The organism is Citrobacter sp. RHB21-C05, from assembly GCF_013889015.1.
Classification (GTDB): domain Bacteria; phylum Pseudomonadota; class Gammaproteobacteria; order Enterobacterales; family Enterobacteriaceae; genus Citrobacter_A; species Citrobacter_A sedlakii.
The window spans coordinates 1,804,335-1,827,510 of sequence record NZ_CP057611.1; the positions used below are offsets into that span (position 1 = coordinate 1,804,335).

The following is a 23,176-nucleotide window of genomic DNA, read 5'->3' on the forward strand; positions in this document are numbered from 1 at the left end:
GCCCTGCCGGGGTATTTTTATATCGCTTCTTCTATCACCCACACGCTCACGCTGCCGCCGTTGCAGTAAAAGGTCGCTACGCCATTTGCGTCGGTTGTCACGGTTTCCTGACGATTTCCTAAAAAGTCGCGCCAGGTTTTGTTGCCGTAGTTTTCACCCAGCGTGAGCGTTTTTTCGCCGTCGTCGCCGTTCGACAGCACCACCACACAGCCGGGATCCTCTTCAGTGCCGCTGCGGCTGAAAGCGATACAGTTTGGATGGTCGAAGTAGAGTGTCTGCACGCCGTGGGCGAAACGCTGGCGCGCCAGAATAAGCTGATCGAGCTGATTAATGATCGGCATGTCGATGGGGTAGGTTCCGCCGTCGTTGCCGGTATCTTCGTAATGCGCGCCGTAGAGATCGGGATAAAAAACGGAAGGGACGCCGTTTTCCCGCAGCAGGATCAACGCATAGGCCAGCGGTTTAAACCACGGCTCGACCGGGGCTTCCAGCGCCTGCAACGGCTGGGTATCGTGGTTGGCAACCAGCGTAACGGCATGAAAAGGATCGGCCTCCACCAGCGTACCGGTAAAGATCTGGCTCATATCATAGTCGCTCCCCTGACGGGACGCTTCATGAAATTTCATTTGCAGCGGGGCGTCAAACAGCATCGTCTTGCCGTCAACCTGATTGATGTAGTTTTGCAGCGTATCAACGTCGTGCGACCAGTATTCCGCCACGATAAACAGCGGCTTCGGCGCGACCTCCTGTACGTGCTCAATCCACTCTTTATAAAACCAGGCCGGAATATGTTTTACCGCGTCCAGCCGGAAACCGTCGCAGTGGGTTTGTTCCATCACCCAGCGCGCCCAATATTTGATCTCCTCGGTCACGGCATGATTGCGGAAGTCGATATTTTCGCCCATCAGATAATCAAAATTGCCCATTTCGTCATCGACCTGGTCGTTCCAGCCGTCGCCGGTATAGTCGTTGACGATTTTGAAAATCCCGTCCTCGGTGGGGTTTTCAATGTGGTCGATACCGCTGAAACATTTAAAGTCCCAGATAAACTGCGAATATTGCCCGGCGCGGGCAGGGAAGGTGTAGCGGGTCCAGCCTTCGCATTCGATGATTTCGTCATCTATTTGCGTGCGGTCGTCTTCATTCACCCGCTGAACGCGAATCGACTCTTTTTCGTCTGCGCCCATTTTATGGTTCACCACCACGTCGAGCAGAACCGCAATTTCGTTCTTTTGCAGCGCGTCGATGGCCGCCAGCAGCTGCGTCTTGTCGCCATATTTGGTGGCGATCGATCCTTTTTGATCGAACTCGCCGAGATCAAATAAATCGTAACAGTCATAACCGACGGAATAGCCGCCCGATGCGCCTTTATACGCCGGGGGAAGCCAGACCATGTTTATCCCGATATCGTTAAGGCCGTCCGCGCGCGCTGCGACTTCCTGCCAGAGTTTGCCACCGTCGGGGTAATACCAGTGGAAGAACTGCAAAAGGGTAGGATTTTTCATCTTCCGTGCTCCAGAAATCAAAAGACAACTTCTGGAGTATGGAAGATATTTTTAAACGTGGCGGGAATTATTGCGGCGCGCTGGGAGCGTCCGGCACCAGAAGCATGCCGGAAAGGCGACCGTAAGCATTGTTGAGGGACTGCTGTCGCGTGCTCTGGCCAATCAGACCGCTCAGCTCATCGAGTCTTTTTTGCAGCAAAACCTTGAGGTGCTGTTCGTTATCCAGCGTTTGTTTAATGTATCCGGCAACAATATCCTGAATACTGCGCGTAATGTCCGGTGGAGTTTGCGTTTCAACGACCGTTTCAATACTTTGCAGATAGGTGACTTCCTGTTCCAGTAAAAGGTCCCATTCACCTCGCTGCGCAAGTTCGAGCAGCGACTGGCTTAGCAGCGCAATGCGCTGCCAACGGTTGATAAACTCCACGGCTGAGGTCATTAACGAGACTCCTGGGATGATGCTTTCGGTGAAATCTGTTTCCAGGCATCCGCGATGTTGCCGAGTAACCCTTCCACTTCTTCGATGGCCTGACTGTCATTGCGCAGATTAGCGAGCAGTAAGCGGCGGATCATATAGTCATAGAGATCGGAAAGATTGGCGGCGATGTCACCGCCATTCTCCAGGTCCAGACCAGCCTTCAGCCCGTTATCGATGATATTGATGGCTTTGCTGAGCGCTTCGCCCTTGGCGACAAGGTCGCCTTGCTCGAGAAAAAGACGAGCGCGTACCAGGGCGCTGTTAGCCCCATCAAACAACATTTCTATCAGCTGGTGCGGATTCGCACTCATTACGCCGCTTTCCACGCTAACTTGCGCGTAGGCTTTGGTACCGCTCGCGGTATACATGTTTACCTCGTGTTATCAGGAGCTGCTCATCGCAGTAAATTGCTGGCTCAGGTAGCTGCTGGTGCTATTGAGCTTGCTCATCATGGTGTCCAGTTGCGTAAACTGTGCCTGGTAGCGGGCGATGGTATCGTCGATGCTGTTGCTCACGGCTAAATATTGTTTCGTCAGCTTTTTCAGCGTGGCGTTAATGTTGTCCTGTGCGCTATCGATAATGCCATCATCGGCAAGATAATCTTTTACCTGAGCGGCAATTTTCGTTGTAATACCTGTTTCTTTGCCGTCGCCGACCAGCAGTTCGCGGGTACCTGCCGTGTTTTCATCCAGCGCTTTCTTGAGCTTGGTTTCATCAATCTTGAGTTTACCGGTCGCGCCATCTGAGGTAATGCCAATCTCATTCAGGGTCTTAAACGCTCCCGTGCTGCCTGCATTGGCGAACTGAGCGCGAATACCCGTCTGGATGGTGCGGACCACGCTGTCACCCAACAGGGCACCGTTGTTTTTATCCTGCTCTTCCGCGCCCGGATCGACTTCCGTATATTTGGTCAGCGTAGAAAAGGTATCCAGCAGCGAGTTGTAGGCGTCTACCCAACCTTTGATCGCCTCTGTTGCTTTGCTGTTGTCTTTGGTCACCGTCAAACGCGCATCGGTTACTTCTTTCGTCAATGTCAGCGTGACGCCCTGCGGCGCATCGGTGATCGTGTTGCTCGGACGCTCAATATCAATACCGTTGACGGTGAGCTGTGCATTCTGAGCGCTTACCAACTGCTTCATTTTTCCGCTGCCGGCGGTGCTGTCATACGCTAATAAATCGTTTAGCTTGCTGTCTCCTTCAACCGAAATGGTCATTTTATTTTCGGTTCCGGAGTCAGCGGTGAGCACCAACTGATAATCGCCTTCTTTCACTTTAACGATGCTGGCAGAAATACCGCTGTCCGCATCATTAATGGCGTCACGAATCCCTTCCAGCGAGGTTTGATCTTTCGAAAGCTTAATTTCCAGCGGCTCTTTGCGTCCGGCCTGCTCAATTTTAATGGTACGGCTTTCGGCAGAAGTATCACCCAGCGCATCTTTTGTTGAACTGATATCAACGGTGGTACTTAAGGACTGCGCCTGCGCCAGCTGTTTCACGGTGACGGTATAAGTGCCTGCGGCAGCGCCGGCCGTGGTTGAAGCTGTTAAATCTTCCGTGCTGCTGGTAATCGTTGTGCTTTTGAAAAGATCGGCGCTGTTCAGCGTGGTGTTCGCTGTCTGGAATTTTTCCAGCGCACTTTTCAGCGTGCCATAAGCGGTCAGACGCGCGGTATTGGCACTCTGCTGTTGAGTGATCGGGTTTAAGCGCTTTTTCTCAGCAGTGGTCAGGTTCGTCAGCAATGTGTCCAGCGGTAAGTTTGAGCCTACGCCCAGGGATGTAAACGAAGCCATGCCTTATTCCTTTTGATTGCAAACAGTAGTTACACGCGTTATCGGCAATCCTGAGGCAAAGTTTAATAATAGTTTTCGAAAAATAATGCGCGGAATAATGGCGTATAAAGAGGGTATTTCAGTGGCTAAGAAAAAATCCCGATTCACTAAAAATTTTCTAAAGTTCGAAATTCAGGTGCCGATACAAGGGTTACGGTGAGAAACCGTGGGCAACAGCCCAATAACATCAAGTTGTAATTGATAAGGAAAAGATCATGGCACAAGTCATTAATACAAACAGCCTGTCGCTGTTGACCCAGAATAACCTTAACAAATCTCAGTCCTCCCTGAGCTCCGCGATTGAACGTCTGTCCTCTGGTCTGCGCATCAACAGCGCGAAAGACGACGCAGCGGGTCAGGCGATCGCTAACCGCTTTACGTCCAACATCAAAGGCCTGACTCAGGCTTCCCGTAACGCCAACGACGGTATCTCCATTGCGCAGACCACCGAGGGTGCGCTGAACGAAATCAACAACAACCTGCAGCGTGTACGTGAACTGACCGTTCAGGCAACTAACGGTACTAACTCCGACAGCGACCTGACCTCCATCCAGAACGAAATCACTCAACGTCTGAGCGAAATCGACCGCGTGTCCGGTCAGACTCAGTTTAACGGCGTGAAAGTGCTGGCTCAGGACAACACCCTGAAAATCCAGGTAGGCGCGAACGACGGCGAAACTATCTCCATCGATCTGAAGAAAATCGACACTCAGAGCTTGGGTGTAGCAGACTTCCGTGTAAACGGCGCAGAGAAAGCGACGGCAAGCGATCTGGTGTCCAAGTTTGGTGCGACCGGTACTGATAACTACACCGCTATGGTTAGTGACGGTGCAACCTCAACATCTTCCGATAAGATTACTGTTGATGTAAAAACTCAGACAGTACAGGTTGACGGCGCAGCATTATACGTTAGCGCAAAAGACGGTGCTCTAACTGATAAAGCAACTGTAACTAATACTGCTGTCAGTGACTACAGCTCCGCCGCTGGTGGAGCACAAAATGATCGTGCGGAAGATTTGGCTGCATTGGGCGCAAGCGCGAAAGTCGGCGATAAATTTACCTATGACGGTCTGGAATTTACTAAACAGTCGTCTACTGATGCCGGCACTCAGTTCGGTAATGGTACATATAGTGCAGTAGTAGACGGGAAAACGGTAACTTTTACGATTACTGACAAAGATGCTAATGCAGATACTGCTAAGGTGATGACCTCAAGCAATATCTATACCTCTCAGAATGGCACGTTTACCACTAATTCAACTACAGCAAATAAAGCAGCAACAGTCGCTGATTTGCAACAAGCGAATGCAACCAAAACAGGTAGCACTTTGAAAGTTAGCGGTGCAACTTATAACGTTGATGTTGACGGAGTTGTTACTAATGATGCTGACGATAAAGTGATGTACCTGACTACCGACACCAACGGTAGCGCGAAACTGGTTAACGAAGATGTCGCGAAAGCGAGCACCAGCACTGAAGATCCGCTGGCTGTTATCGATAAAGCGCTGGCACAGGTTGACGCGCTGCGTTCTGACCTGGGTGCGGTACAAAACCGTTTCGATTCCACCATCACTAACCTCGGCAACACTGTAAACAACCTGACTTCTGCTCGTAGCCGTATCGAAGACGCTGACTACGCGACTGAAGTGTCCAACATGTCACGTGCGCAGATCCTGCAGCAGGCGGGTACCTCTGTTCTGGCGCAGGCGAACCAGGTTCCGCAGAACGTTCTGTCTCTGCTGCGTTAATTTACGCGTCCTTCTCAAACCCCGCTACGGCGGGGTTTTTTCTCTCTGGCTGTCCCGGTAACCCCTAAATAACCCCTCATTTCACCCATTATTCATCCAATTAAAACCCCTGCAGAAACGGATAATCATGCCGATAACTCATTTAACGCAGGGCTGTTTATCGTGAATTCACTGTATACCGCTGAAGGTGTAATGGATAAACACTCGCTGTGGCAGCGTTATGTACCGCTGGTGCGTCACGAAGCGTTGCGCCTGCAGGTGCGTTTGCCCGCGAGCGTGGAACTGGACGATCTGCTACAGGCGGGCGGCATCGGGTTATTGAATGCAGTTGACCGATATGACGCTCTGCAAGGAACGGCATTTACCACTTACGCAGTGCAGCGTATTCGTGGCGCAATGCTGGATGAACTACGCAGCCGTGACTGGGTGCCGCGTAGCGTCCGGCGTAACGCCCGCGAAGTGGCGCAGGCGATGGGGCAACTGGAGCAGGAATTAGGACGCAACGCGACGGAAACGGAAGTGGCGGAGCGTCTGGGGATCCCTGTCGAAGAATACCGTCAGATGTTGCTTGATACCAATAATAGCCAGCTTTTCTCGTACGACGAATGGCGGGAAGAACATGGCGACAGTATTGAGTTGGTGACTGAAGAGCATCAGCAGGAAAACCCGTTACAGCAGCTCCTCGAGAGCAATTTGCGCCAGCGCGTGATGGATGCCATTGAAGCCCTTCCGGAGCGTGAACAACTGGTTCTGACACTCTATTACCAGGAAGAGCTGAATCTCAAAGAGATTGGCGCGGTTCTGGAAGTCGGGGAGTCGCGGGTGAGCCAGTTGCACAGTCAGGCTATCAAACGGTTACGCACTAAGCTGGGTAAGTTATAGGAGGCGACCATACTGCCTCTGCAAAATGCCGCACAACCTACTGACTACCAGGAGTTCTCATGACGGTGCAGCAATCTAAAAGACGGCCATTAAGCCGCTACCTCAAAGACTTTAAACACAGCCAGACGCATTGCGCCCATTGCCACAAATTACTCGACCGCATCACGCTGGTGCGTAAAGGGCAAATCGTCAATAAAATCGCCATATCCCGACTGGACACGCTGATGGACGAGGCTGCCTGGGAGCAAGAGCGGAAAGAGTGGGTCGCGCTGTGCCGCTTCTGCGGCGATCTGCACTGCAAAGCGCAGAGCGACTTCTTTGACATCATCGGTTTTAAGCAGTTTTTATTTGAACAAACTGAGATGAGCCACGGCACTGTGCGCGAATACGTTGTTCGCTTGCGCCGCCTCGGCAATCACCTTAGCGAGCAGAAGATTTCTCATGATCTGCTGCAGGATGGTTTTCTTGATGAAAATCTGGCGCCGTGGCTGCCGGAAACCAGTACCAACAACTACCGCATTGCGCTGCGCAAGTATGAACAGTACAAAGCGCAGGTCCACCCCGGGCAGATGCAGAAATCCTCCTTCAGAGCGACTTCTGATATATATTAAAAATGAATAAGATGTAGCAGAGTGGATTATGGCGTGACGCGTAATCGCTCTACACTACGGTCATTCATAATAACATTCGGGGTAAGTATGAAATTAGCACTTCTGGGTCGTCAGGCGCTGATGGGCGTGATGGCTGTTGCACTGGTCGCTGGGATGAGCGCAAAAACGTTTGCGGATGAAGGATTGCTTAAGAAGGTCAAAGATCGCGGAACCCTGCTGGTGGGGCTGGAAGGCACTTATCCGCCGTTCAGCTATCAGGGTGACGACGGTAAATTAACCGGCTTTGAAGTGGAATTTGCCGAAGAGCTGGCGAAACATCTTGGGGTGAAAGCCTCACTGAAACCGACCAAATGGGACGGGATGCTGGCCTCGCTGGATTCAAAACGCATTGACGTGGTGATCAATCAGGTGACCATCTCTGACGAGCGTAAGAAGAAATACGATTTCTCTACCCCGTATACGGTGTCTGGTATTCAGGCGCTGGTGAAAAAGGGCAATGAAGGGGCGATCAAGACCGCGGCCGATCTGAAAGATAAGAAAGTCGGCGTCGGCCTGGGCACCAACTACGAAGAGTGGCTGCGTCAGAACGTACAGGGCGTGGATATCCGCACCTACGATGACGATCCGACCAAATACCAGGATCTGCGCGTAGGGCGTATTGATGCGATCCTCGTCGACCGTCTGGCCGCGCTGGATCTGGTGAAGAAAACCAAAGACTCGCTGGCGGTGACTGGCGAAGCGTTCTCCCGTCAGGAAGCGGGCGTTGCGGTACGTAAAGGCAACGAAGATCTGCTGAAAGCGGTAGACGCTGCTATCGCTGAGATGCAAAAAGACGGTACGCTGAAGGCGCTTTCTGAGAAGTGGTTTGGCGCTGACGTGACGAAATAATCAGCTAAATAGCAAAAAAAGGCGCTTTAATCAGCGCCTTTTTTATTTCATCCGCCTGAACGTGCATAATAAAAAGAACATCACAACAACAAAAAACGGAGGCTTTATGCCACTGCACAACCTGACGCGCTTCCCACGCCTGGAATTTATCGGCGCGCCCACGCCGCTCGAATACCTCCCACGTTTATCTGATCATCTTGGACGCGACATTTTTATAAAGCGGGACGACGTCACGCCAATGGCGATGGGCGGCAATAAGCTGCGTAAACTGGAGTTTCTAGCCGCTGACGCGCTGCGCGAAGGGGCGGATACGCTAATTACCGCTGGCGCTATTCAGTCCAACCATGTGCGTCAGACGGCGGCGGTGGCGGCGAAGCTCGGTCTGCATTGCGTCGCGCTGCTGGAGAACCCGATCGGCACCACGGCGGAAAACTATCTGAGCAACGGCAACCGGCTACTGCTGGATCTGTTCAACGTGCAAATCGAAATGTGCGACGCGTTAACCGATCCGGACGCCCAGCTACAGGAATTAGCCACCCGGCTCGAAGCGCAGGGCTTCCGGCCTTACGTTATCCCGGTGGGCGGTTCAAACGCCCTCGGCGCGTTAGGTTACGTTGAAAGCGCGCTGGAGATCGCCCAGCAGTGTGAAGGGGCGGTACAGCTCTCTTCGGTGGTGGTGGCTTCCGGCAGCGCTGGCACTCATGCCGGTCTGGCGGTGGGCCTTGAACAACTGATGCCAGAAGTGGAGCTGATTGGCGTCACGGTATCGCGTAGCGTCGCCGAACAAAAACCAAAGGTGGCGGCGCTGCAGCAGACCCTTGCCAAAACCCTGGAACTGACCGCGTCGGCAGACATTGCGCTGTGGGATGACTATTTTGCGCCCGGTTATGGCATGCCGAATGAAGAGGGGATGGAAGCGGTAAAACTGCTGGCGCGCCTGGAAGGCATTCTTCTCGATCCGGTGTATACCGGGAAAGCGATGGCCGGGCTAATCGACGGCATCAGCCAGAAGCGTTTTAAAGACGAAGGTCCCGTTCTCTTTATTCATACCGGCGGTGCGCCTGCGCTCTTTGCCTACCATCCCCACGTGTAATATCGGATAAGCTTATGCAAGAAAGTATCCAACTGGTTATTGATTCCCTGCCGTATTTGCTTAAAGGCGCGGTGTTCACGCTGCAGTTAAGCATCGGCGGGATGTTTTTCGGCCTGCTGCTGGGATTTATCCTTGCGCTGATGCGCCTGTCGCCGCTGCTGCCGCTTCGCTGGCTGGCGCGGTTTTATATCTCTATTTTTCGCGGTACGCCGCTTATCGCCCAACTGTTTATGATCTACTACGGCCTGCCGCAGTTCGGTATTGAACTGGATCCGATCCCGGCGGCGATGATCGGTCTGTCGCTTAATACCGCCGCCTATGCCGCGGAAACCCTGCGGGCGGCGATCTCGTCCATTGATAAAGGTCAGTGGGAAGCGGCGGCCAGTATTGGCATGACGCCGTGGCAAACGATGCGGCGCGCGATTTTGCCGCAAGCTTCGCGGGTGGCGCTGCCGCCGCTCAGCAACAGCTTTATCAGTCTGGTGAAAGACACCTCGCTGGCGGCGACCATTCAGGTGCCGGAGCTGTTCCGTCAGGCGCAACTGATCACCTCGCGCACGCTGGAAGTGTTCACCATGTATCTGGCGGCCTCGCTTATCTACTGGGTGATGGCGACCGTGCTGTCAACGTTACAGAACTACTTTGAAAATCAACTCAACCGCCAGGAGAGAGAGCCGAAATGAGCGCGATCGAAGTGAAAAACCTGGTCAAAAAGTTTCATGGTCAGACCGTCCTGCACGGTATCGATCTGGAGGTTAAACCCGGCGAAGTGGTCGCCATCATCGGCCCCAGCGGGTCGGGTAAAACCACGCTGTTGCGCAGTATAAACCTGCTTGAACAGCCGGAGGCCGGGACAATCAAAGTGGGCGAGATCACCATTGATACCGCACGCTCGTTGAATCAGCAAAAATCGCTGATTCGCCAGCTACGACAGCATGTCGGCTTCGTGTTTCAGAATTTCAATTTGTTTCCTCACCGGACGGTGCTGGAAAACATTATTGAAGGGCCGGTTATTGTGAAAGGCGAACCTAAAGACGCCGCAACGGCGCTGGCGCGGGAACTGCTGGCGAAGGTGGGCCTCGCTGGCAAAGAGACCAGCTATCCGCGACGTCTCTCCGGCGGTCAGCAGCAGCGTGTGGCCATTGCCCGGGCGCTGGCGATGCGCCCGGAGGTGATCCTGTTTGATGAGCCGACCTCGGCGCTCGATCCCGAACTGGTGGGTGAGGTGCTTAACACCATTCGCCAGCTGGCGCAGGAAAAACGCACAATGGTCATCGTCACCCATGAAATGAGTTTTGCCCGCGACGTGGCGGACCGGGCGATATTTATGGATCAAGGGCGAATAGTAGAGCAAGGGCCGGCGAAATCGTTATTCAGCGAACCGCAGCAGCCGAGAACGCGTCAGTTCCTTGAGAAGTTTCTCCTGCAATAATTCTCTCGCCAGGCACGCAATGATTCACGCCGGTCGGCGCGTGCCATTTTGCATAATTATTTATGGTTATTGCATGACGGGATTCTTATTTCTTTCGCCCTGTTCTGAATAACACTTTACGGTTCAAGTAATTTGCGTTCTGACCGATATTTCATTAATGAAACATGTCATTATGTGTTAGCTTATTTCATACATTAATAATGATTATCAATCACAAGAGCCCAGCGACTGAGTATGCAGGATACCGATTTCTTTACCTGGCGGCGGACGATGCTGTTACGCTTCCAGGAAATGACCCGCGCAGAAGACGTTTACAACGAATTACAGCTTCAGACGCAACGCCTGGAATTTGATTATTACGCGCTGTGTGTCAGACATCCCGTTCCGTTTACCCGGCCCAAAATTACCCTTCATACCACTTACCCGGCGGCGTGGGTTTCGCACTATCAGTCCGAGAACTATTTCGCCATCGATCCGGTGCTCAAGGCGGAGAACTTCATCCAAGGGCATCTGCCGTGGAATGACGCCTTATTCAGTCATGCCCAGACGATGTGGGACGCGGCGCGCGCGCATGGTCTGCGCAAAGGCGTTACACAGTGCTTAATGCTGCCCAACCGGGCGCTGGGTTTTCTCTCCGTTTCTCGTGCAAGCCTGCGCCACACGCCTTTCGACACCGATGAAGTAGAACTTAAGCTACAACTGCTGGTGCGGGAAAGCCTGACGGCGCTGACTCGTCTGGAGGATGACATGGTGATGGCGCCGGAAATGCGCTTTAGCAAGCGGGAAAAAGAGATCCTGAAATGGACCGCAGAAGGCAAAACGTCGGCTGAAATCGCGATGATCCTGTCGATATCGGAGAATACCGTCAACTTTCACCAGAAGAATATGCAGAAGAAATTCAACGCCCCCAATAAAACGCAGATTGCCTGCTATGCCGCCGCGACGGGGCTCATCTGAAACGTTGAGCGTTCTGCGTGTCAGACGATAAACCGGCTGAAAGCTGTGCTCTCAGCCGGTTTTGTTTTACTGGCGGTAAGCTTGTTTAATCTGCTTAACCGTACTGGAAAATACGGCGGCCTGGGTTTCGTCTTCGACCAGTGCGATCTGTTTTTCCATCTTAAGAATCACACGGCCCGCATCGGCCTGGCCCATCGCCTGGAGCATCAGCGTTAACAGCGCCTTCAGGCAGGTGACTTCGGTAGCCAGTTCTTGATTATTTTCGGCAGTGGAAAAATCAGGCGTACTCATTTATTTTCCTCGTTATGTCTCAGTAAAAATGTGCGATGGTAAATGGTGAGGCCGCGGAGTATACCATAAGCCAGGCAAAAAATAGCAGCGGTTGTTTTTTGATCAAAAAAAAGGGGTTGGGGTTAATTTAAACCACAACCTCAGCCGCGTATATTTACGCGCATTATTGTTTATTAGGCGTATTTGACCCGTTAATTATTGTTACAAACTTGCTGTGTAATTAGCATCTTTTTGCGCCGTATCGTTTTCTGTCGCCATTCTGAAACGACTTTCCGAAATAAGACATGTAACAGATTGTTAGTACATGGAGTTTCCACTCCACGTACACACTAATTTCCAAAAACGAGAGCAAAATCGGTCGCGGAGCGTTTTTTACGTTTCAAAGTTGAGATAAAACCCGCTAATATAGGGATGTTTTATTATCAGTAGCGTTATCCCTATTCTGGAGAAATTCCTTTGATCAACGTTCTTCTTGTTGATGACCACGAACTGGTGCGCGCAGGGATACGACGCATTCTTGAAGATATTAAGGGTATAAAAGTCGTCGGTGAGGCGAACTGCGGTGAGGATGCCGTCAAATGGTGCCGCACAAACACCGTCGACGTCGTGTTGATGGACATGAACATGCCCGGTATTGGCGGTCTGGAAGCCACGCGTAAAATTGCGCGTTCAACGGCTGATATAAAAGTCATCATGTTAACCGTCCATACGGAAAACCCGTTACCTGCGAAAGTGATGCAGGCGGGAGCCGCTGGCTATCTCAGCAAAGGCGCGGCGCCGCAGGAAGTGGTTAATGCAATTCGTTCGGTGTACACCGGTCAACGCTACATTGCTTCAGACATTGCCCAGCAGATGGCGTTGAGTCAGATTGAGCCGGAAAAAACGGAAACGCCCTTTGCCAGTTTGTCTGAACGGGAATTGCAGATTATGCTGATGATCACCAAAGGTCAGAAGGTTAATGAGATTTCAGAGCAGCTGAATCTCAGTCCTAAAACGGTGAACAGCTATCGCTATCGTATGTTCAGTAAATTAAACATTCATGGTGATGTCGAGCTGACTCACCTGGCAATTCGCCATGGCCTGTGTAATGCGGAGACGTTAACAAGCCAGTGAGTGTTCAGTTTGATTCAAAAGCATTTTTAAAAACCGTCACCAGCCAGCCCGGCGTGTACCGGATGTATGATGCCGGTGGTACGGTAATTTATGTGGGAAAAGCGAAAGACCTGAAAAAACGGCTTTCCAGCTATTTCCGCAGCAATCTGGCGTCGCGTAAAACGGAAGCGCTGGTGGCGCTCATCCAGCAAATAGACGTGACGGTGACCCACACCGAAACGGAAGCGCTGCTGCTTGAGCACAACTACATCAAGCTTTATCAGCCGCGTTACAACGTACTGCTGCGCGACGACAAATCCTATCCCTTTATTTTCCTCAGCGGCGACACGCATCCCCGACTGGCGATGCACCGTGGCGCCAAACACGCCAAAGGCGAGTATTTTGGACCTTTCCCGAATGGCTATGCGGTACGTGAAACGCTGGCGCTGCTGCAGAAAATCTTTCCGATTCGTCAGTGTGAAAACAGCGTATACCGCAACCGCTCGCGTCCCTGCCTGCAGTATCAGATTGGTCGCTGCCTCGGCCCCTGCGTCGAAGGGCTGGTGAGTGAAGAAGAATATGCGCAGCAGGTGGAGTACGTGCGCCTGTTTTTATCCGGCAAAGACGATCAGGTGCTGACGCAATTGATCGCACGGATGGAAAAAGCCAGCGAGAATCTTGCCTTTGAAGAAGCCGCGCGCATTCGCGATCAGATCCAGGCTGTGCGCCGCGTGACGGAAAAACAGTTCGTCTCGAATACCGGGGACGATCTTGACGTCATCGGCGTGGCGTTCGACGCCGGTATGGCTTGTGTGCATGTGCTTTTCATCCGGCAAGGAAAGGTGCTGGGTAGCCGCAGTTATTTCCCGAAAGTCCCTGGCGGTACGGAACTGGGCGAAGTCGTGGAAACCTTCGTCGGCCAGTTCTATTTACAGGGTAGTCAGATGCGTACCTTGCCGGGCGAGATCCTGCTTGATTTTAACCTTAGCGATAAAACGCTGTTGGCCGACTCGCTATCTGAACTGGCGGGGCGTCGTATTCATGTACAGACGCGCCCCCGAGGCGATCGCGCGCGCTACCTCAAGCTGGCGCGCACAAATGCCGCGACCGCGTTGACCACCCGGTTGTCTCAGCAGTCGACCATTAACCAGCGTCTGACCGCGCTGGCGACGGTGCTGAACCTTCCAGCTATCAAGCGCATGGAGTGTTTCGACATCAGCCATACGATGGGCGAGCAGACGATGGCCTCCTGCGTGGTGTTCGATACCAACGGGCCGCTGCGCGCGGAGTATCGCCGTTACAACATTACCGGTATCACGCCGGGTGATGATTATGCGGCGATGAATCAGGTGTTACGTCGCCGCTACGGGAAGGCTATCGAAGAGAGTAAGATTCCGGACGTGATCCTGATCGATGGCGGCAAAGGACAACTGGGCCAGGCGAAAGCGGTTTTTGCCGGGCTGGACGTGACCTGGGATAAAAATCACCCGCTACTGCTGGGCGTGGCGAAAGGCGCTGACCGTAAAGCCGGACTGGAAACCCTGTTCTTTGAGCCGGAAGGCGAGGGCTTTAGCCTGCCGCCGGACTCGCCAGCGCTGCATGTGATCCAGCATATTCGCGACGAATCGCACGATCATGCCATCGGCGGACACCGTAAAAAACGGGCGAAGGTGAAAAATACCAGCACGCTGGAGACGATTGAAGGCGTGGGGCCAAAACGTCGCCAGGTTTTGTTGAAATATATGGGCGGTTTACAAGGATTACGTAATGCCAGCGTAGAAGAAATTGCAAAAGTGCCGGGTATTTCGCAAGGTCTGGCAGAAAAGATCTTCTGGTCGTTGAAACATTGAGGTCTCTGTAGCAACATAGGGGTAATTTCTCTGACAACAGATAGTTACCCGTCACTATGCAATTTAATATCCCAACGTTGCTAACGCTGTTCCGTGTCATCCTCATTCCATTCTTTGTCGTGGTGTTTTATCTGCCGTTTAGCTGGTCGCCCTTCGTGGCGGCGCTGATCTTTGTGGTGGCTGCCGTCACCGACTGGTTTGACGGCTTCCTGGCGCGCCGCTGGAACCAGAGCACCCGGTTTGGCGCTTTTCTCGACCCGGTGGCGGATAAAGTGCTGGTTGCCATCGCGATGGTGCTGGTGACCGAACACTATCACAGCTGGTGGGTGACGCTGCCTGCGGCAATCATGATCGCGCGCGAAATTATTATTTCTGCGCTGCGTGAATGGATGGCTGAACTGGGTAAACGCAGTAGCGTGGCGGTTTCATGGATTGGTAAAGTTAAAACCACCTCGCAAATGGCGGCCCTGGCGTGGCTGCTGTGGCGACCCAATATTTGGGTCGAGTATGCGGGCATTGCGCTGTTTTTCGTCGCGGCAGTCCTGACGTTGTGGTCAATGTTTCAGTATCTGAACGCTGCGCGCGGGGATTTGCTTGATCAGTGATCGTTTCGCCGCAAATTTCAGCAAACGAGCGGAAGTGGCGAAAAATATCGTTGACTCATTGCGTCAGGTAAGTAGAATGCAACGCATCGAACGGCAGCACGGTTTGCCAGACGATAGCAAAATCAAGTGATTAACAACGTACTTGATTATGCGGGAATAGCTCAGTTGGTAGAGCACGACCTTGCCAAGGTCGGGGTCGCGAGTTCGAGTCTCGTTTCCCGCTCCAGATTAACGGCACCGGCGATAGCGGGTGCGGGTCGAAAGACAAAGAATTAAGGCGCGTTAGCAAAGCGGTTATGTAGCGGATTGCAAATCCGTCTAGTCCGGTTCGACTCCGGAACGCGCCTCCACTTTTTCCCGAGCCCGGATGGTGGAATCGGTAGACACAAGGGATTTAAAATCCCTCGGCGTTCGCGCTGTGCGGGTTCAAGTCCCGCTCCGGGTACCATGGGAACAGAAGAATAATCAAAGCAATAAGCAGTGTCGTGAAACCGCCCTTCAGGCGGTTTTTTTATTTCTACGGCATGGCTGACACGTGCTGAACATTTCCTCCTGCGTAGAAATAACGTCTCATAATGTATTCCGCCTGATTATGACGGAACACAAGATTACGGCGACATTATCCTTTTCGTTTCAGTAAACCGTATGGACAGATAGCAATCACGCACAGATGAGCTAAATGACAATATTTAGGATGATTTTCATCATTGCCTGGGCATAAGCTATTTGTTTTCATCGCATTCCATAATTCTTTATTGTAGCGTGTCACATTATAGACGGTAATGGGATAGGGTTTGTGGTCTATTAATACACCGTCCTGAAACGGCTCAATAATGCTGCCGCTGGATAAAAATATATCTGCCTGATACCAGATCGTTAATTTTAAATTTTTCAGACTACAAATGCATGAGAAACACATACCCGTTGTCGGGCTGACAACGGTGTCAATGACAGTCCATTCCATACTCACCTTCACGTCAATATTAAATACATTTTTTAAGGCCAGATTTAGCCTAGTAGAAAATGCAAGTGACGCATAACTTATTGAAAATGATCAACTTTTTAATTAACCTACTGAAGGTGTTGTTTTTTAATAAATTATTAAGTTTGTATGATGTTTTTATTTACATTATATTACATTTTAGTCTTATAGATGCATAGCTATTATTGATCGCGAGCAATTGTTATACATTTCAATTATTAAAAAATGCTAATGCATACTGCCTGACTGCAATGCTTACGGATTATTCTTCACTCCCGCGCGGAACGTGACAGATTACGCCAGTAAATTGTGTCAGAAGCGTTTTCTTTTCTTGCGCGCGCAGGGTGTATCCGCCGCTCCTTTCAACCTGTAAGATAGCCACAGTTAAGCATTCAACGAGGACAAGCATGATGAAAACGGGACCGTTAAACGAAAGCGAACTGGAGTGGCTGGACGATATATTGACCCAATACAACACCGATCATGCCATACTGGACGTCGCAGAGCTGGATGGGCTGATCACCGCTGTTCTCAGTTCGCCGCGCGAAATTGAGCCAGATGAGTGGCTGGTTGCCGTGTGGGGCGGTGCGCAATATGTGCCGCGCTGGTCTTCAGAAAAAGAGATGACGCGTTTTATGAATCTCGCTTTCCAGCACATGGCGGATACCGCTGACCGACTCAATGCGTTTCCAGAGCAGTTCGAGCCGCTGTTTGGCCTGCGGGAAGTCGATGGCCATGAGCTCACCATCGTAGAAGAATGGTGCTTCGGTTATATGCGGGGCGTGGCGCTGTCTGACTGGTCAGCGTTGCCTGACACGCTGAAACCGGCCCTGGATGCCATTGCGCTTCACGGTACGGAAGAGAATTTCAGCAAAGTCGAGAAACTTAGCCCGGAAGCGTTTGAAGAGAGTGTCGATGCCATTCGCCTTGCGGCGCTGGATCTTCATGCTTACTGGATGGCGCATCCGCAGGAAACGCCGGTGCAGGTGAAAGCAGAGGTGAAACCAGGACGTAACGATCCATGTCCGTGCGGCAGCGGCAAAAAATATAAGCAGTGCTGCCTGCATTAAAATTTACGGCCTGGCGACGTTTCGCCCGTCAGGCCGTTTGTCGTCTCTCTGACCGACCTATCCCACCTCAGGCAACAGCCCGGCGGCAATACAGAACTGCACCCCGATGACGGCAATACCGCAGAGAAACACCAGGGCCAGCGCAGGACGCCCGCCCGACACGCGGTAGTCAGCTTGCGGATTTTGTTTTCTGCTCTGCCATGCGAGCAGCGAGGGCACGATCAGCGCCAGCACCGCCAGTGCGACGCCGGCATAACCCAGCGCCATCACAAAACCACGCGGATAGAAGAGGGCGAATGCCAGCGGAGGCAGAAAGGTAATCGCCCCGGTTTGCAGTCGGCCTGACGCCGTATTGCGGCGCTGGAACAGATCCGCCAGATAATCAAACAACCCGAGGGCCACCCCGAGGAACGAGGTCGCCAGCGCCAGATCAGCAAACAGATGCACAGCCAGCTCAACGTGCGCCGAGGCCACCACTTCCCGCAGGGCCTGCAGCAGGCCGTTCAAACCCGCATGATCCGCCAGCAGCCCCATAAACGTTGTCGAGTCGATGCTGCCAAGCGTGGCCAGTTGCCAGAAAATGTAGGCCACCAACGGAATCGCGCTGCCGATAATAAATACCCGCCGCAATTTACGAGTATTGCCGTTCATATAGCTGACAATGCTGGGAACGCTGCCGTGAAACCCGAAGGAGGTAAAGATCACCGGAATGGCGGAAAGGGCAAGGCCCTGTTCCAGCGGCAGGGTTAACAGGTTAACTTTGTGAATATGGGGCATCAGCAGCGCCAGCATGACGACCAGGAAAATGATTTTGGCGCTGAAGAGAAAACGGTTAAACAGATCGACCAGCGAGGTGCCGACACATACCACGCCACCGGCAACAAAGGTGAACAGCAAGACACCCGCGGTGGGGGACATTTGCTTTCCGCTCCAGTCGCTGATACTGGCTGCCAACAGTTCGCCAGCGCCGCTAATGTACGCTGCAGTGAGGGCATACATCAAAAACATCATACTGAAGCCAGTCGCCCACTGACCGTATCGGCCAAGATAACGCTTCGCCAGCGATCCGAGGCCGGTATCCGCCGGAACGTGTTGATAAACTTCAAGCAGTAGCAGCGCGGTATAACACATTAAGGCCCACAGACCCATCAGCAGCGCAAAAGTCACGCCAAAACCGACGCCAGCGGCCGCCAGCGGCATGGCCAGCATCCCGGCGCCAATCGTGGTGCCAGCCACGATAAAAACACTTCCCAGAGTTCTATTTTTCACGCTTTACACTGTCCTGCAGATAAACAACGGTAAGATCTGCGGCGCAGGGTAAGGCAAAACGTTATTTTCGTCAAATCACCGTTACAATCTGTGTAAACATAATTATACATCCATTCCCGCATTGAATCTGCGCTAGCGCAAGGCGAAGAACGCGCGTGCCGCTTAGGCTATCCGTTTTGATTCAGGAGGACATATGACATCCATTCATGGGCACGAAGTGTTGAATATGATGATAGAGTCGGGCGAACCGTATTCAACGGCAAGTCTGGAAGCGGCGATAAAAAATCGCTTCGGCGAACAGGCGCGTTTTCATACCTGTTCCGCGTCAGATATGACCGCGGGGGAACTGGTGGCGTTTCTGGCAGCGAAAGGAAAATTTGTTGCCCAGGATGACGGCTTTTCCACTCATGAAAGTAAGATCTGCCGTCATTAACAGAACGGTGAGGATAACCTCACCGTCAGACATTAATTTGCGGTATCAAGAGTCGAAAGTTCTTTATCAATAAAATACAACCCTTCGCCGCTTTTGCCCGCCAGGGTTAATTTATCAATAACGGATTTAAACAGTTTTTCTTCTTCATGCTGTTCAGCGACGTACCATTGCAGGAAATTAAAGGTCGGATAATCCTGGCTGGTCATTGCGGCATGAGCCAGTTCATTTATTTTCTGCGTAATTAATTGTTCGTGCTCATACGTGGCGTGGAATAATTCGTCCAGCGATGCGTACTCCGCAAAAGGCGAGGAGACGGTATTAATGCGCGGCAGGCTGCCGGTATCGGTCAGATAGTCGAACAGGCGCTGCATATGGGTCATCTCTTCCTGCGCATGGCGACGCAGAAACGCGGCGGCGCCTTCAAAACTGTGGTAACTACACCAGGCGCTCATCTGCTGATAGAGCAGCGAAGAATATAACTCCAGATTCATTTGCTCATTGAGTTTATCGATCATTTCTGTTTTCAGCATGGTTACGCTCCACAAAGGTGAGAATTATTTTGATGTGGCGTCACTATAATTTGTTATTTAAATATTTGCAAAAGGTAAAATAATAAATTTAATTATTAAAAATACGAATGGGAATAAAACGCATTTACGCTATATGCCCGATATAATAGGGATAAAGGCCAGCGGTACCCTGGCCGTTATTTTAATAAGTAGGGGAACGCGTTTGTGACAAGGCGACACCCTGGCACTGGTATGAAAGGATAACCTGACTGTTAATACAGAGCGAACCTGCAAATACACGACAGGTTTTAACCGGCTGCCCGAAGCGTACGGCATTGGCATAGCCTGTCTGTTGACACGCTTTCGTCGCGGTGCCGTGGGCGATATACTCATCGGTTACCGCATTTTGTAACATGGCTTCACCGTAGCTCAGACGTACCACACCCGTGGTCGCGCTGACCTCGCTCACCTCAGCGTGCCTGTTTATCGTACATCCTGTCAGTGCCGTCAATGAAAGGGCAAGTAAAAGCGTCTTCATGGTTTCACTCTGATAGATCGGGGATAGGCTATCCTACTCTATGCCCGCGAATTTCAATGGCCGGAATAGCTTACAGATCCGCTATCACTAATTTCTACGGCCAGGGTTGCGCCTTTCGTTCTGCAAAAATGTGAAGCTTACTCTGTTTTTTAAAATCGTTTTTCACAAAATTTGAAAGTGCGTTTGGGAAGTAGTACTGTTCCTGAAACGTCATTGACTCATGGCGGGACAACCCGCACGCATTTCAGGAGAAGACAGAATGAAAATTGCACTCATGATGGAAAACAGCCAGGCCAGCAAAAACGCCATCATTCATAACGAGCTTAAAGCGGTTGCGGATGAAAAAGGCTTTCCGGTATTCAACGTTGGTATGAGCGATGAAAACGATCATCATCTGACCTACATCCATCTGGGTATCATGGCCAGCATTCTGCTGAATGCCAAAGCAGTTGACTTTGTCGTGACTGGCTGTGGTACCGGTCAGGGCGCGCTGATGTCGCTGAACATCCATCCGGGCGTGGTGTGCGGTTACTGCATCGATCCGGCTGACGCCTTCCTGTTTGCGCAAATCAACAACGGTAATGCGCTGTCTCTGCCGTTTGCTAAAGGATTTGGCTGGGGCGCAGAACTGAACGTACGCTTCATTTTCGAGAAAGCCTTTACCGGTCGTAACGGGGAAGGATACCCGCCGGAGCGTAAAGAGCCGCAGGTACGTAACGCAGGTATTCTGAACCAGGTGAAAGCGGCAGTTGTGAAAGACAACTACCTCGACACCTTGCGGGCGATCGACCCGGAACTGGTCAAAACCGCCGTGTCTGGCCCGCGCTTCCAGCAGTGCTTCTTTGAGAACTGCCAGAACAAAGAGATCGAAGCCTTTGTTCGCGAAATCCTGGGCTAATCACCGCGACGAAACCGGATGGCCCTGCGCCGTCCGGTAACTACCCTGATTTCTTTGCCGACACCGCACTTCCCGCATCGTTCGCCAGCCTCAACGTATCCACCATCCCCACCAGACAGATCGCCGCAATCGTCACAAACGCCAGGCGAAAGCTGATGCCGGGCGTCGCGCTTATTTCCAGCCATTCGCTGATGCTTGCGCCGATCCGGATCCCAATTGCGCCCAGCGAAATGCCCAACCCAACGGCCAACTGAGTGGCGGTACTGAATAGCGTATTGGCATAACTCATCTGTTCAGCAGGAACGTCCGCAAAGGCGAGGGTGCTGATGCCGGTGAACTGTACCGAACGGAATACGCCGCCAAGGTAAAGCACCAGTAATAGCAACCAGACGGGGGTGTCGGGCGTCAGGCACGCACAGGCGAGCAGCGCCAGCACATTGAGCGCGCCATTAATCAACAACAGCTTTTTAAAGCCAAGCCAGCGGATCAGCGGAGTGGTGGCGGGTTTGATCGTTAAATTACCGACAAAAACCGCCAGTACCAGCGAGCCCGCCTGAAAAGCATTCATGCCAAAACCAACCTGAAACATCAGCGGCAGCAAAAACGGAACGGCGCTAATCGAGGCGCGAAACAAAGAGCCACCGTACATCGTGACGCGAAACGTCGGCACCTGCATAGCGTCCAGACGAATCATCGGATGTGCGGCTTGCTGAAAATGACGCAGTGAATACGCCAGGGTGATCCCGCCCAGTAGCAGCAGCGTGAGGGGCAAGCCCGGCGCAAATTGCTGCGCGCCCATCAGTTCCATCGCGTAAACCAGACTGACCATCGCAATGGCGGTAGCCATAAAACCCGGCACATCGAAAGGACGGCGAACCTCCTCTTTTATGTCGGGGATAAAACGCAGCGCCAGCGTCATTGCCAGCAGCCCTGCCGGTACGTTAATAAAGAAAATCCATCGCCAACTGGCATAGCTGGTAATAAATCCACCCAGCGGCGGGCCGATGATGGGCGCGACCAGGGCGGGCCAGGTTAAGGTGGCGATGGCGGTAATGAGCTGATGCTTCGGCGTGGTGCGCAGTACGGCCAGACGTCCGACGGGCACCATCAGCGCGCCGCCGACGCCCTGAAAAATACGCATCGCCAGAAAGCCTTCCAGCGTGGTGGCAAGGCCGCAAAGCACTGAGGCCAGCGTAAAAATGGCCAGGGCAAGGGTAAACACTTTGCGCGCGCCAAAGCGGTCGGCTATCCAGCCGCTGGCGGGTATCAGTACCGCCAGGGTTATCAGATACGCGCTGATACCGATATTCAGATCCACGGCCTGAACACCGAAAGTACTGGCCATATCCGGCAGGGCAGTCACGATCACCGTGCCGTCAATGAACTCCATAAAAAATGCGCCAGCAACAAGCAAAGCGGCAGGAGAGATGCCCCGTTTGCTTTCTGTGACCCAATCGTCTCGCATGTGGTCCTTGCCTTCAAAAAAATTTTAAATTTTTACTGGAACTGAACGTGATACAGGCCTTTGAAAAGACAGCAATAAGGGCAAATTTGGAAAGAAAATGTTAATTTAATTATGTGATGCGCATCACATAATGGTTGATTTTTGTGATGAGTGTCATATTATACGCGCATAGGCAATAACACCTGCATAACAATACCTTTGGAGTCATGCCATGAAACTGCGTAAAATCCTCAAAAGCATGTTTGAAAATTATTGCAAAACATTCAAAGACGTACCGCCTGGCGCGATGTTCTGATAAAAAACCTGCTTCGGCAGGTTTTTTTATGCCCGCGATCCGGGTACCCGTATGACTATCGTTTCTGCGACGTAATCGGTACTATGGCGGCCTTTCTTTTTTCAGGAGCCCAAGCAATGTCCCAACCGATGAATGCCGATCAGGAACTGGTATCTGATGTTGTCGCCTGCCAACTGGTGATCAAACAAATCCTTGATGTACTTGATGTGATCGCGCCCGTTGAAGTACGTGAAAAAATGTCCAGCCAGCTAAAGAATATCGATTTCACCACGCATCCGGCGGCAGCCGACCCTATCACTCTGCGCGCCATTCAAAAGGCAATCGCGCTCATTGAGCTCAAATTCACGCCGCAGGGCGAAGCACATTAAAATAAACCGTTGTTTCAGAATTTAGAAATGTTTTTTGCGATGCCTCCTGTTTATGGGAGGCATCCGGGAACACGGACTTGCGTAATGG

The 23,176-nt window shown here is 52.0% G+C and carries 26 protein-coding genes, 3 tRNA genes and 1 pseudogene; 19 read left to right on the forward strand and 11 right to left on the reverse strand.

The window, feature by feature from the left end:
* Positions 1–17: 17 nt before the first annotated feature.
* From amyA to fliD, 4 genes are all read right to left on the reverse strand, one after another.
* Complete coding sequence (amyA, locus tag HVX72_RS08640) at positions 18–1,505, reverse strand: alpha-amylase (RefSeq protein ID WP_181823004.1); 1,488 nt, start codon at positions 1,503–1,505, stop codon at positions 18–20.
* Between the two features lie 67 nt (positions 1,506–1,572).
* Entirely contained in the window at positions 1,573–1,944 is a 372-nt protein-coding gene (fliT, locus tag HVX72_RS08645) for a flagella biosynthesis regulatory protein FliT (protein WP_181823005.1), read from the reverse strand.
* On the reverse strand, positions 1,944–2,351 hold the full coding sequence (fliS, locus tag HVX72_RS08650) for a flagellar export chaperone FliS (RefSeq protein ID WP_181823006.1): 408 nt from the start codon (positions 2,349–2,351) through the stop codon (positions 1,944–1,946). Before fliS ends, fliT begins: the two co-directional genes overlap by 1 nt.
* Before the next feature lie 15 nt (positions 2,352–2,366).
* On the reverse strand, positions 2,367–3,773 hold the full coding sequence (fliD, locus tag HVX72_RS08655) for a flagellar filament capping protein FliD (RefSeq protein WP_181823007.1): 1,407 nt from the start codon (positions 3,771–3,773) through the stop codon (positions 2,367–2,369).
* A 254-nt stretch (positions 3,774–4,027) separates the two neighbouring features.
* Between fliD and HVX72_RS08660 the strand changes: the two genes are divergently transcribed.
* The 8 genes from HVX72_RS08660 to sdiA all read left to right on the forward strand — a co-directional run bounded on the left by HVX72_RS08660 (position 4,028) and on the right by sdiA (position 11,423).
* A complete protein-coding gene (locus HVX72_RS08660) occupies positions 4,028–5,560 on the forward strand; it encodes a flagellin (RefSeq protein WP_181823008.1) in 1,533 nt (510 codons plus the stop codon).
* A gap of 162 nt (positions 5,561–5,722) precedes the next feature.
* Positions 5,723–6,442, forward strand: coding sequence for an RNA polymerase sigma factor FliA (fliA, locus tag HVX72_RS08665; protein ID WP_012906204.1), 720 nt, complete (start codon positions 5,723–5,725; stop codon positions 6,440–6,442).
* Between the two features lie 59 nt (positions 6,443–6,501).
* Positions 6,502–7,053 (forward strand): flagella biosynthesis regulatory protein FliZ, encoded by a 552-nt coding sequence (gene fliZ / locus HVX72_RS08670; RefSeq protein WP_060571414.1) that lies wholly within the window; start codon positions 6,502–6,504, stop codon positions 7,051–7,053.
* A gap of 87 nt (positions 7,054–7,140) precedes the next feature.
* Positions 7,141–7,941 carry a cystine ABC transporter substrate-binding protein gene (tcyJ, locus tag HVX72_RS08675; protein WP_060571412.1) on the forward strand — a complete coding sequence of 267 codons (801 nt, stop codon included), beginning with the start codon at positions 7,141–7,143 and terminating at the stop codon, positions 7,939–7,941.
* 106 nt (positions 7,942–8,047) lie between these two features.
* Positions 8,048–9,034, forward strand: a complete 987-nt coding sequence (gene dcyD / locus HVX72_RS08680) for a D-cysteine desulfhydrase (protein ID WP_181823009.1) — start codon at positions 8,048–8,050, stop codon at positions 9,032–9,034.
* A 14-nt stretch (positions 9,035–9,048) separates the two neighbouring features.
* The gene (gene tcyL / locus HVX72_RS08685) at positions 9,049–9,717 is read left to right on the forward strand and encodes a cystine ABC transporter permease (protein ID WP_042284001.1); all 669 of its coding nucleotides are present in this window, start codon (positions 9,049–9,051) and stop codon (positions 9,715–9,717) included.
* On the forward strand, positions 9,714–10,466 hold the full coding sequence (gene tcyN / locus HVX72_RS08690) for an L-cystine ABC transporter ATP-binding protein TcyN (protein WP_060571408.1): 753 nt from the start codon (positions 9,714–9,716) through the stop codon (positions 10,464–10,466). The genes tcyL and tcyN overlap by 4 nt, the downstream gene beginning before the upstream one ends.
* A 234-nt stretch (positions 10,467–10,700) precedes the next feature.
* Entirely contained in the window at positions 10,701–11,423 is a 723-nt protein-coding gene (gene sdiA / locus HVX72_RS08695; protein WP_042283995.1) for a transcriptional regulator SdiA, read from the forward strand.
* A 66-nt stretch (positions 11,424–11,489) separates the two neighbouring features.
* Here the strand turns inward: sdiA and HVX72_RS08700 are convergent, their stop codons facing one another.
* Both HVX72_RS08700 and HVX72_RS22165 read right to left on the reverse strand, forming a co-directional pair.
* Positions 11,490–11,714 carry a DUF2594 family protein gene (locus tag HVX72_RS08700; RefSeq protein WP_042283992.1) on the reverse strand — a complete coding sequence of 75 codons (225 nt, stop codon included), beginning with the start codon at positions 11,712–11,714 and terminating at the stop codon, positions 11,490–11,492.
* A pseudogene (locus tag HVX72_RS22165) lies at positions 11,711–11,821 on the reverse strand (hypothetical protein); the annotation flags it as partial. The pseudogene HVX72_RS22165 and the gene HVX72_RS08700, both read right to left, overlap by 4 nt.
* Positions 11,822–12,170: 349 nt before the next feature.
* Between HVX72_RS22165 and uvrY the strand changes: the two are divergent.
* The 6 genes from uvrY (at position 12,171) to HVX72_RS08730 (ending at position 15,709) form a co-directional block, all read left to right on the forward strand.
* Positions 12,171–12,827, forward strand: coding sequence for a UvrY/SirA/GacA family response regulator transcription factor (gene uvrY / locus HVX72_RS08705; RefSeq protein ID WP_042283990.1), 657 nt, complete (start codon positions 12,171–12,173; stop codon positions 12,825–12,827).
* Complete coding sequence (gene uvrC / locus HVX72_RS08710; protein WP_181823010.1) at positions 12,824–14,656, forward strand: excinuclease ABC subunit UvrC; 1,833 nt, start codon at positions 12,824–12,826, stop codon at positions 14,654–14,656. The genes uvrY and uvrC overlap by 4 nt, the downstream gene beginning before the upstream one ends.
* A gap of 56 nt (positions 14,657–14,712) precedes the next feature.
* Complete coding sequence (gene pgsA, locus HVX72_RS08715; RefSeq protein ID WP_042283985.1) at positions 14,713–15,261, forward strand: CDP-diacylglycerol--glycerol-3-phosphate 3-phosphatidyltransferase; 549 nt, start codon at positions 14,713–14,715, stop codon at positions 15,259–15,261.
* A 150-nt stretch (positions 15,262–15,411) separates the two neighbouring features.
* A tRNA-Gly gene (locus HVX72_RS08720) sits at positions 15,412–15,487 on the forward strand.
* Between the two features lie 50 nt (positions 15,488–15,537).
* Positions 15,538–15,611: transfer RNA gene (locus tag HVX72_RS08725), tRNA-Cys, on the forward strand.
* An 11-nt stretch (positions 15,612–15,622) separates the two neighbouring features.
* A tRNA-Leu gene (locus HVX72_RS08730) sits at positions 15,623–15,709 on the forward strand.
* A gap of 171 nt (positions 15,710–15,880) precedes the next feature.
* Here the strand turns inward: HVX72_RS08730 and HVX72_RS08735 are convergent.
* Positions 15,881–16,225, reverse strand: a complete 345-nt coding sequence (locus tag HVX72_RS08735) for an anti-adapter protein IraM (protein WP_042283982.1) — start codon at positions 16,223–16,225, stop codon at positions 15,881–15,883.
* A gap of 428 nt (positions 16,226–16,653) precedes the next feature.
* On the opposite strand from HVX72_RS08735, the gene HVX72_RS08740 reads away from it, so the two are divergent.
* The gene (locus tag HVX72_RS08740) at positions 16,654–17,313 is read left to right on the forward strand and encodes a YecA family protein (RefSeq protein WP_181823255.1); all 660 of its coding nucleotides are present in this window, start codon (positions 16,654–16,656) and stop codon (positions 17,311–17,313) included.
* Between the two features lie 57 nt (positions 17,314–17,370).
* Here the strand turns inward: HVX72_RS08740 and tyrP are convergent, their stop codons facing one another.
* On the reverse strand, positions 17,371–18,582 hold the full coding sequence (gene tyrP / locus HVX72_RS08745; protein WP_181823011.1) for a tyrosine transporter TyrP: 1,212 nt from the start codon (positions 18,580–18,582) through the stop codon (positions 17,371–17,373).
* A gap of 193 nt (positions 18,583–18,775) precedes the next feature.
* Between tyrP and HVX72_RS08750 the strand changes: the two genes are divergently transcribed.
* On the forward strand, positions 18,776–19,015 hold the full coding sequence (locus HVX72_RS08750) for a YecH family metal-binding protein (RefSeq protein ID WP_060571401.1): 240 nt from the start codon (positions 18,776–18,778) through the stop codon (positions 19,013–19,015).
* 32 nt (positions 19,016–19,047) lie between these two features.
* Here the strand turns inward: HVX72_RS08750 and ftnA are convergent, their stop codons facing one another.
* Positions 19,048–19,545: a non-heme ferritin gene (gene ftnA / locus HVX72_RS08755; RefSeq protein ID WP_181823012.1), complete on the reverse strand. Its 498-nt coding sequence runs from the start codon at positions 19,543–19,545 to the stop codon at positions 19,048–19,050.
* A 181-nt stretch (positions 19,546–19,726) separates the two neighbouring features.
* Positions 19,727–20,062 carry a YecR family lipoprotein gene (gene yecR, locus HVX72_RS08760; protein ID WP_060571397.1) on the reverse strand — a complete coding sequence of 112 codons (336 nt, stop codon included), beginning with the start codon at positions 20,060–20,062 and terminating at the stop codon, positions 19,727–19,729.
* Positions 20,063–20,321: 259 nt separating this feature from the next.
* Between yecR and HVX72_RS08765 the strand changes: the two genes are divergently transcribed.
* Positions 20,322–20,960: an RpiB/LacA/LacB family sugar-phosphate isomerase gene (locus HVX72_RS08765; protein ID WP_042283968.1), complete on the forward strand. Its 639-nt coding sequence runs from the start codon at positions 20,322–20,324 to the stop codon at positions 20,958–20,960.
* Between the two features lie 40 nt (positions 20,961–21,000).
* Here the strand turns inward: HVX72_RS08765 and HVX72_RS08770 are convergent, their stop codons facing one another.
* Entirely contained in the window at positions 21,001–22,425 is a 1,425-nt protein-coding gene (locus HVX72_RS08770; protein ID WP_181823013.1) for an MFS transporter, read from the reverse strand.
* Between the two features lie 211 nt (positions 22,426–22,636).
* On the opposite strand from HVX72_RS08770, the gene azuC reads away from it, so the two are divergent.
* Positions 22,637–22,720, forward strand: a complete 84-nt coding sequence (gene azuC, locus HVX72_RS08775) for a stress response protein AzuC (RefSeq protein WP_014229869.1) — start codon at positions 22,637–22,639, stop codon at positions 22,718–22,720.
* 116 nt (positions 22,721–22,836) lie between these two features.
* Positions 22,837–23,088 (forward strand): DUF2766 family protein, encoded by a 252-nt coding sequence (locus HVX72_RS08780; protein ID WP_060571393.1) that lies wholly within the window; start codon positions 22,837–22,839, stop codon positions 23,086–23,088.
* The last annotated feature ends 88 nt before the right edge of the window (positions 23,089–23,176 follow it).

Excerpts from the sequence above, each read along its gene's own strand:
- tcyL (WP_042284001.1), top strand. The coding sequence starts at position 9,049 with ATGCAAGAAAGTATCCAACTGGTTATTGATTCCCTGCCGTATTTGCTT.
- tcyJ (WP_060571412.1), top strand. The coding sequence starts at position 7,141 with ATGAAATTAGCACTTCTGGGTCGTCAGGCGCTGATGGGCGTGATGGCT.
- fliT (WP_181823005.1), bottom strand. The coding sequence starts at position 1,944 with ATGACCTCAGCCGTGGAGTTTATCAACCGTTGGCAGCGCATTGCGCTG.
- amyA (WP_181823004.1), bottom strand. The coding sequence starts at position 1,505 with ATGAAAAATCCTACCCTTTTGCAGTTCTTCCACTGGTATTACCCCGAC.
- azuC (WP_014229869.1), top strand. The coding sequence starts at position 22,637 with ATGAAACTGCGTAAAATCCTCAAAAGCATGTTTGAAAATTATTGCAAA.
- fliD (WP_181823007.1), bottom strand. The coding sequence starts at position 3,773 with ATGGCTTCGTTTACATCCCTGGGCGTAGGCTCAAACTTACCGCTGGAC.
- fliZ (WP_060571414.1), top strand. The coding sequence starts at position 6,502 with ATGACGGTGCAGCAATCTAAAAGACGGCCATTAAGCCGCTACCTCAAA.
- HVX72_RS08770 (WP_181823013.1), bottom strand. The coding sequence starts at position 22,425 with ATGCGAGACGATTGGGTCACAGAAAGCAAACGGGGCATCTCTCCTGCC.
- HVX72_RS08740 (WP_181823255.1), top strand. The coding sequence starts at position 16,654 with ATGAAAACGGGACCGTTAAACGAAAGCGAACTGGAGTGGCTGGACGAT.
- HVX72_RS08660 (WP_181823008.1), top strand. The coding sequence starts at position 4,028 with ATGGCACAAGTCATTAATACAAACAGCCTGTCGCTGTTGACCCAGAAT.
- pgsA (WP_042283985.1), top strand. The coding sequence starts at position 14,713 with ATGCAATTTAATATCCCAACGTTGCTAACGCTGTTCCGTGTCATCCTC.
- fliS (WP_181823006.1), bottom strand. The coding sequence starts at position 2,351 with ATGTATACCGCGAGCGGTACCAAAGCCTACGCGCAAGTTAGCGTGGAA.
- yecR (WP_060571397.1), bottom strand. The coding sequence starts at position 20,062 with ATGAAGACGCTTTTACTTGCCCTTTCATTGACGGCACTGACAGGATGT.
- HVX72_RS08765 (WP_042283968.1), top strand. The coding sequence starts at position 20,322 with ATGAAAATTGCACTCATGATGGAAAACAGCCAGGCCAGCAAAAACGCC.
- HVX72_RS08780 (WP_060571393.1), top strand. The coding sequence starts at position 22,837 with ATGTCCCAACCGATGAATGCCGATCAGGAACTGGTATCTGATGTTGTC.
- HVX72_RS08700 (WP_042283992.1), bottom strand. The coding sequence starts at position 11,714 with ATGAGTACGCCTGATTTTTCCACTGCCGAAAATAATCAAGAACTGGCT.
- tcyN (WP_060571408.1), top strand. The coding sequence starts at position 9,714 with ATGAGCGCGATCGAAGTGAAAAACCTGGTCAAAAAGTTTCATGGTCAG.
- HVX72_RS08750 (WP_060571401.1), top strand. The coding sequence starts at position 18,776 with ATGACATCCATTCATGGGCACGAAGTGTTGAATATGATGATAGAGTCG.
- ftnA (WP_181823012.1), bottom strand. The coding sequence starts at position 19,545 with ATGCTGAAAACAGAAATGATCGATAAACTCAATGAGCAAATGAATCTG.
- sdiA (WP_042283995.1), top strand. The coding sequence starts at position 10,701 with ATGCAGGATACCGATTTCTTTACCTGGCGGCGGACGATGCTGTTACGC.
- HVX72_RS08735 (WP_042283982.1), bottom strand. The coding sequence starts at position 16,225 with ATGGAATGGACTGTCATTGACACCGTTGTCAGCCCGACAACGGGTATG.
- dcyD (WP_181823009.1), top strand. The coding sequence starts at position 8,048 with ATGCCACTGCACAACCTGACGCGCTTCCCACGCCTGGAATTTATCGGC.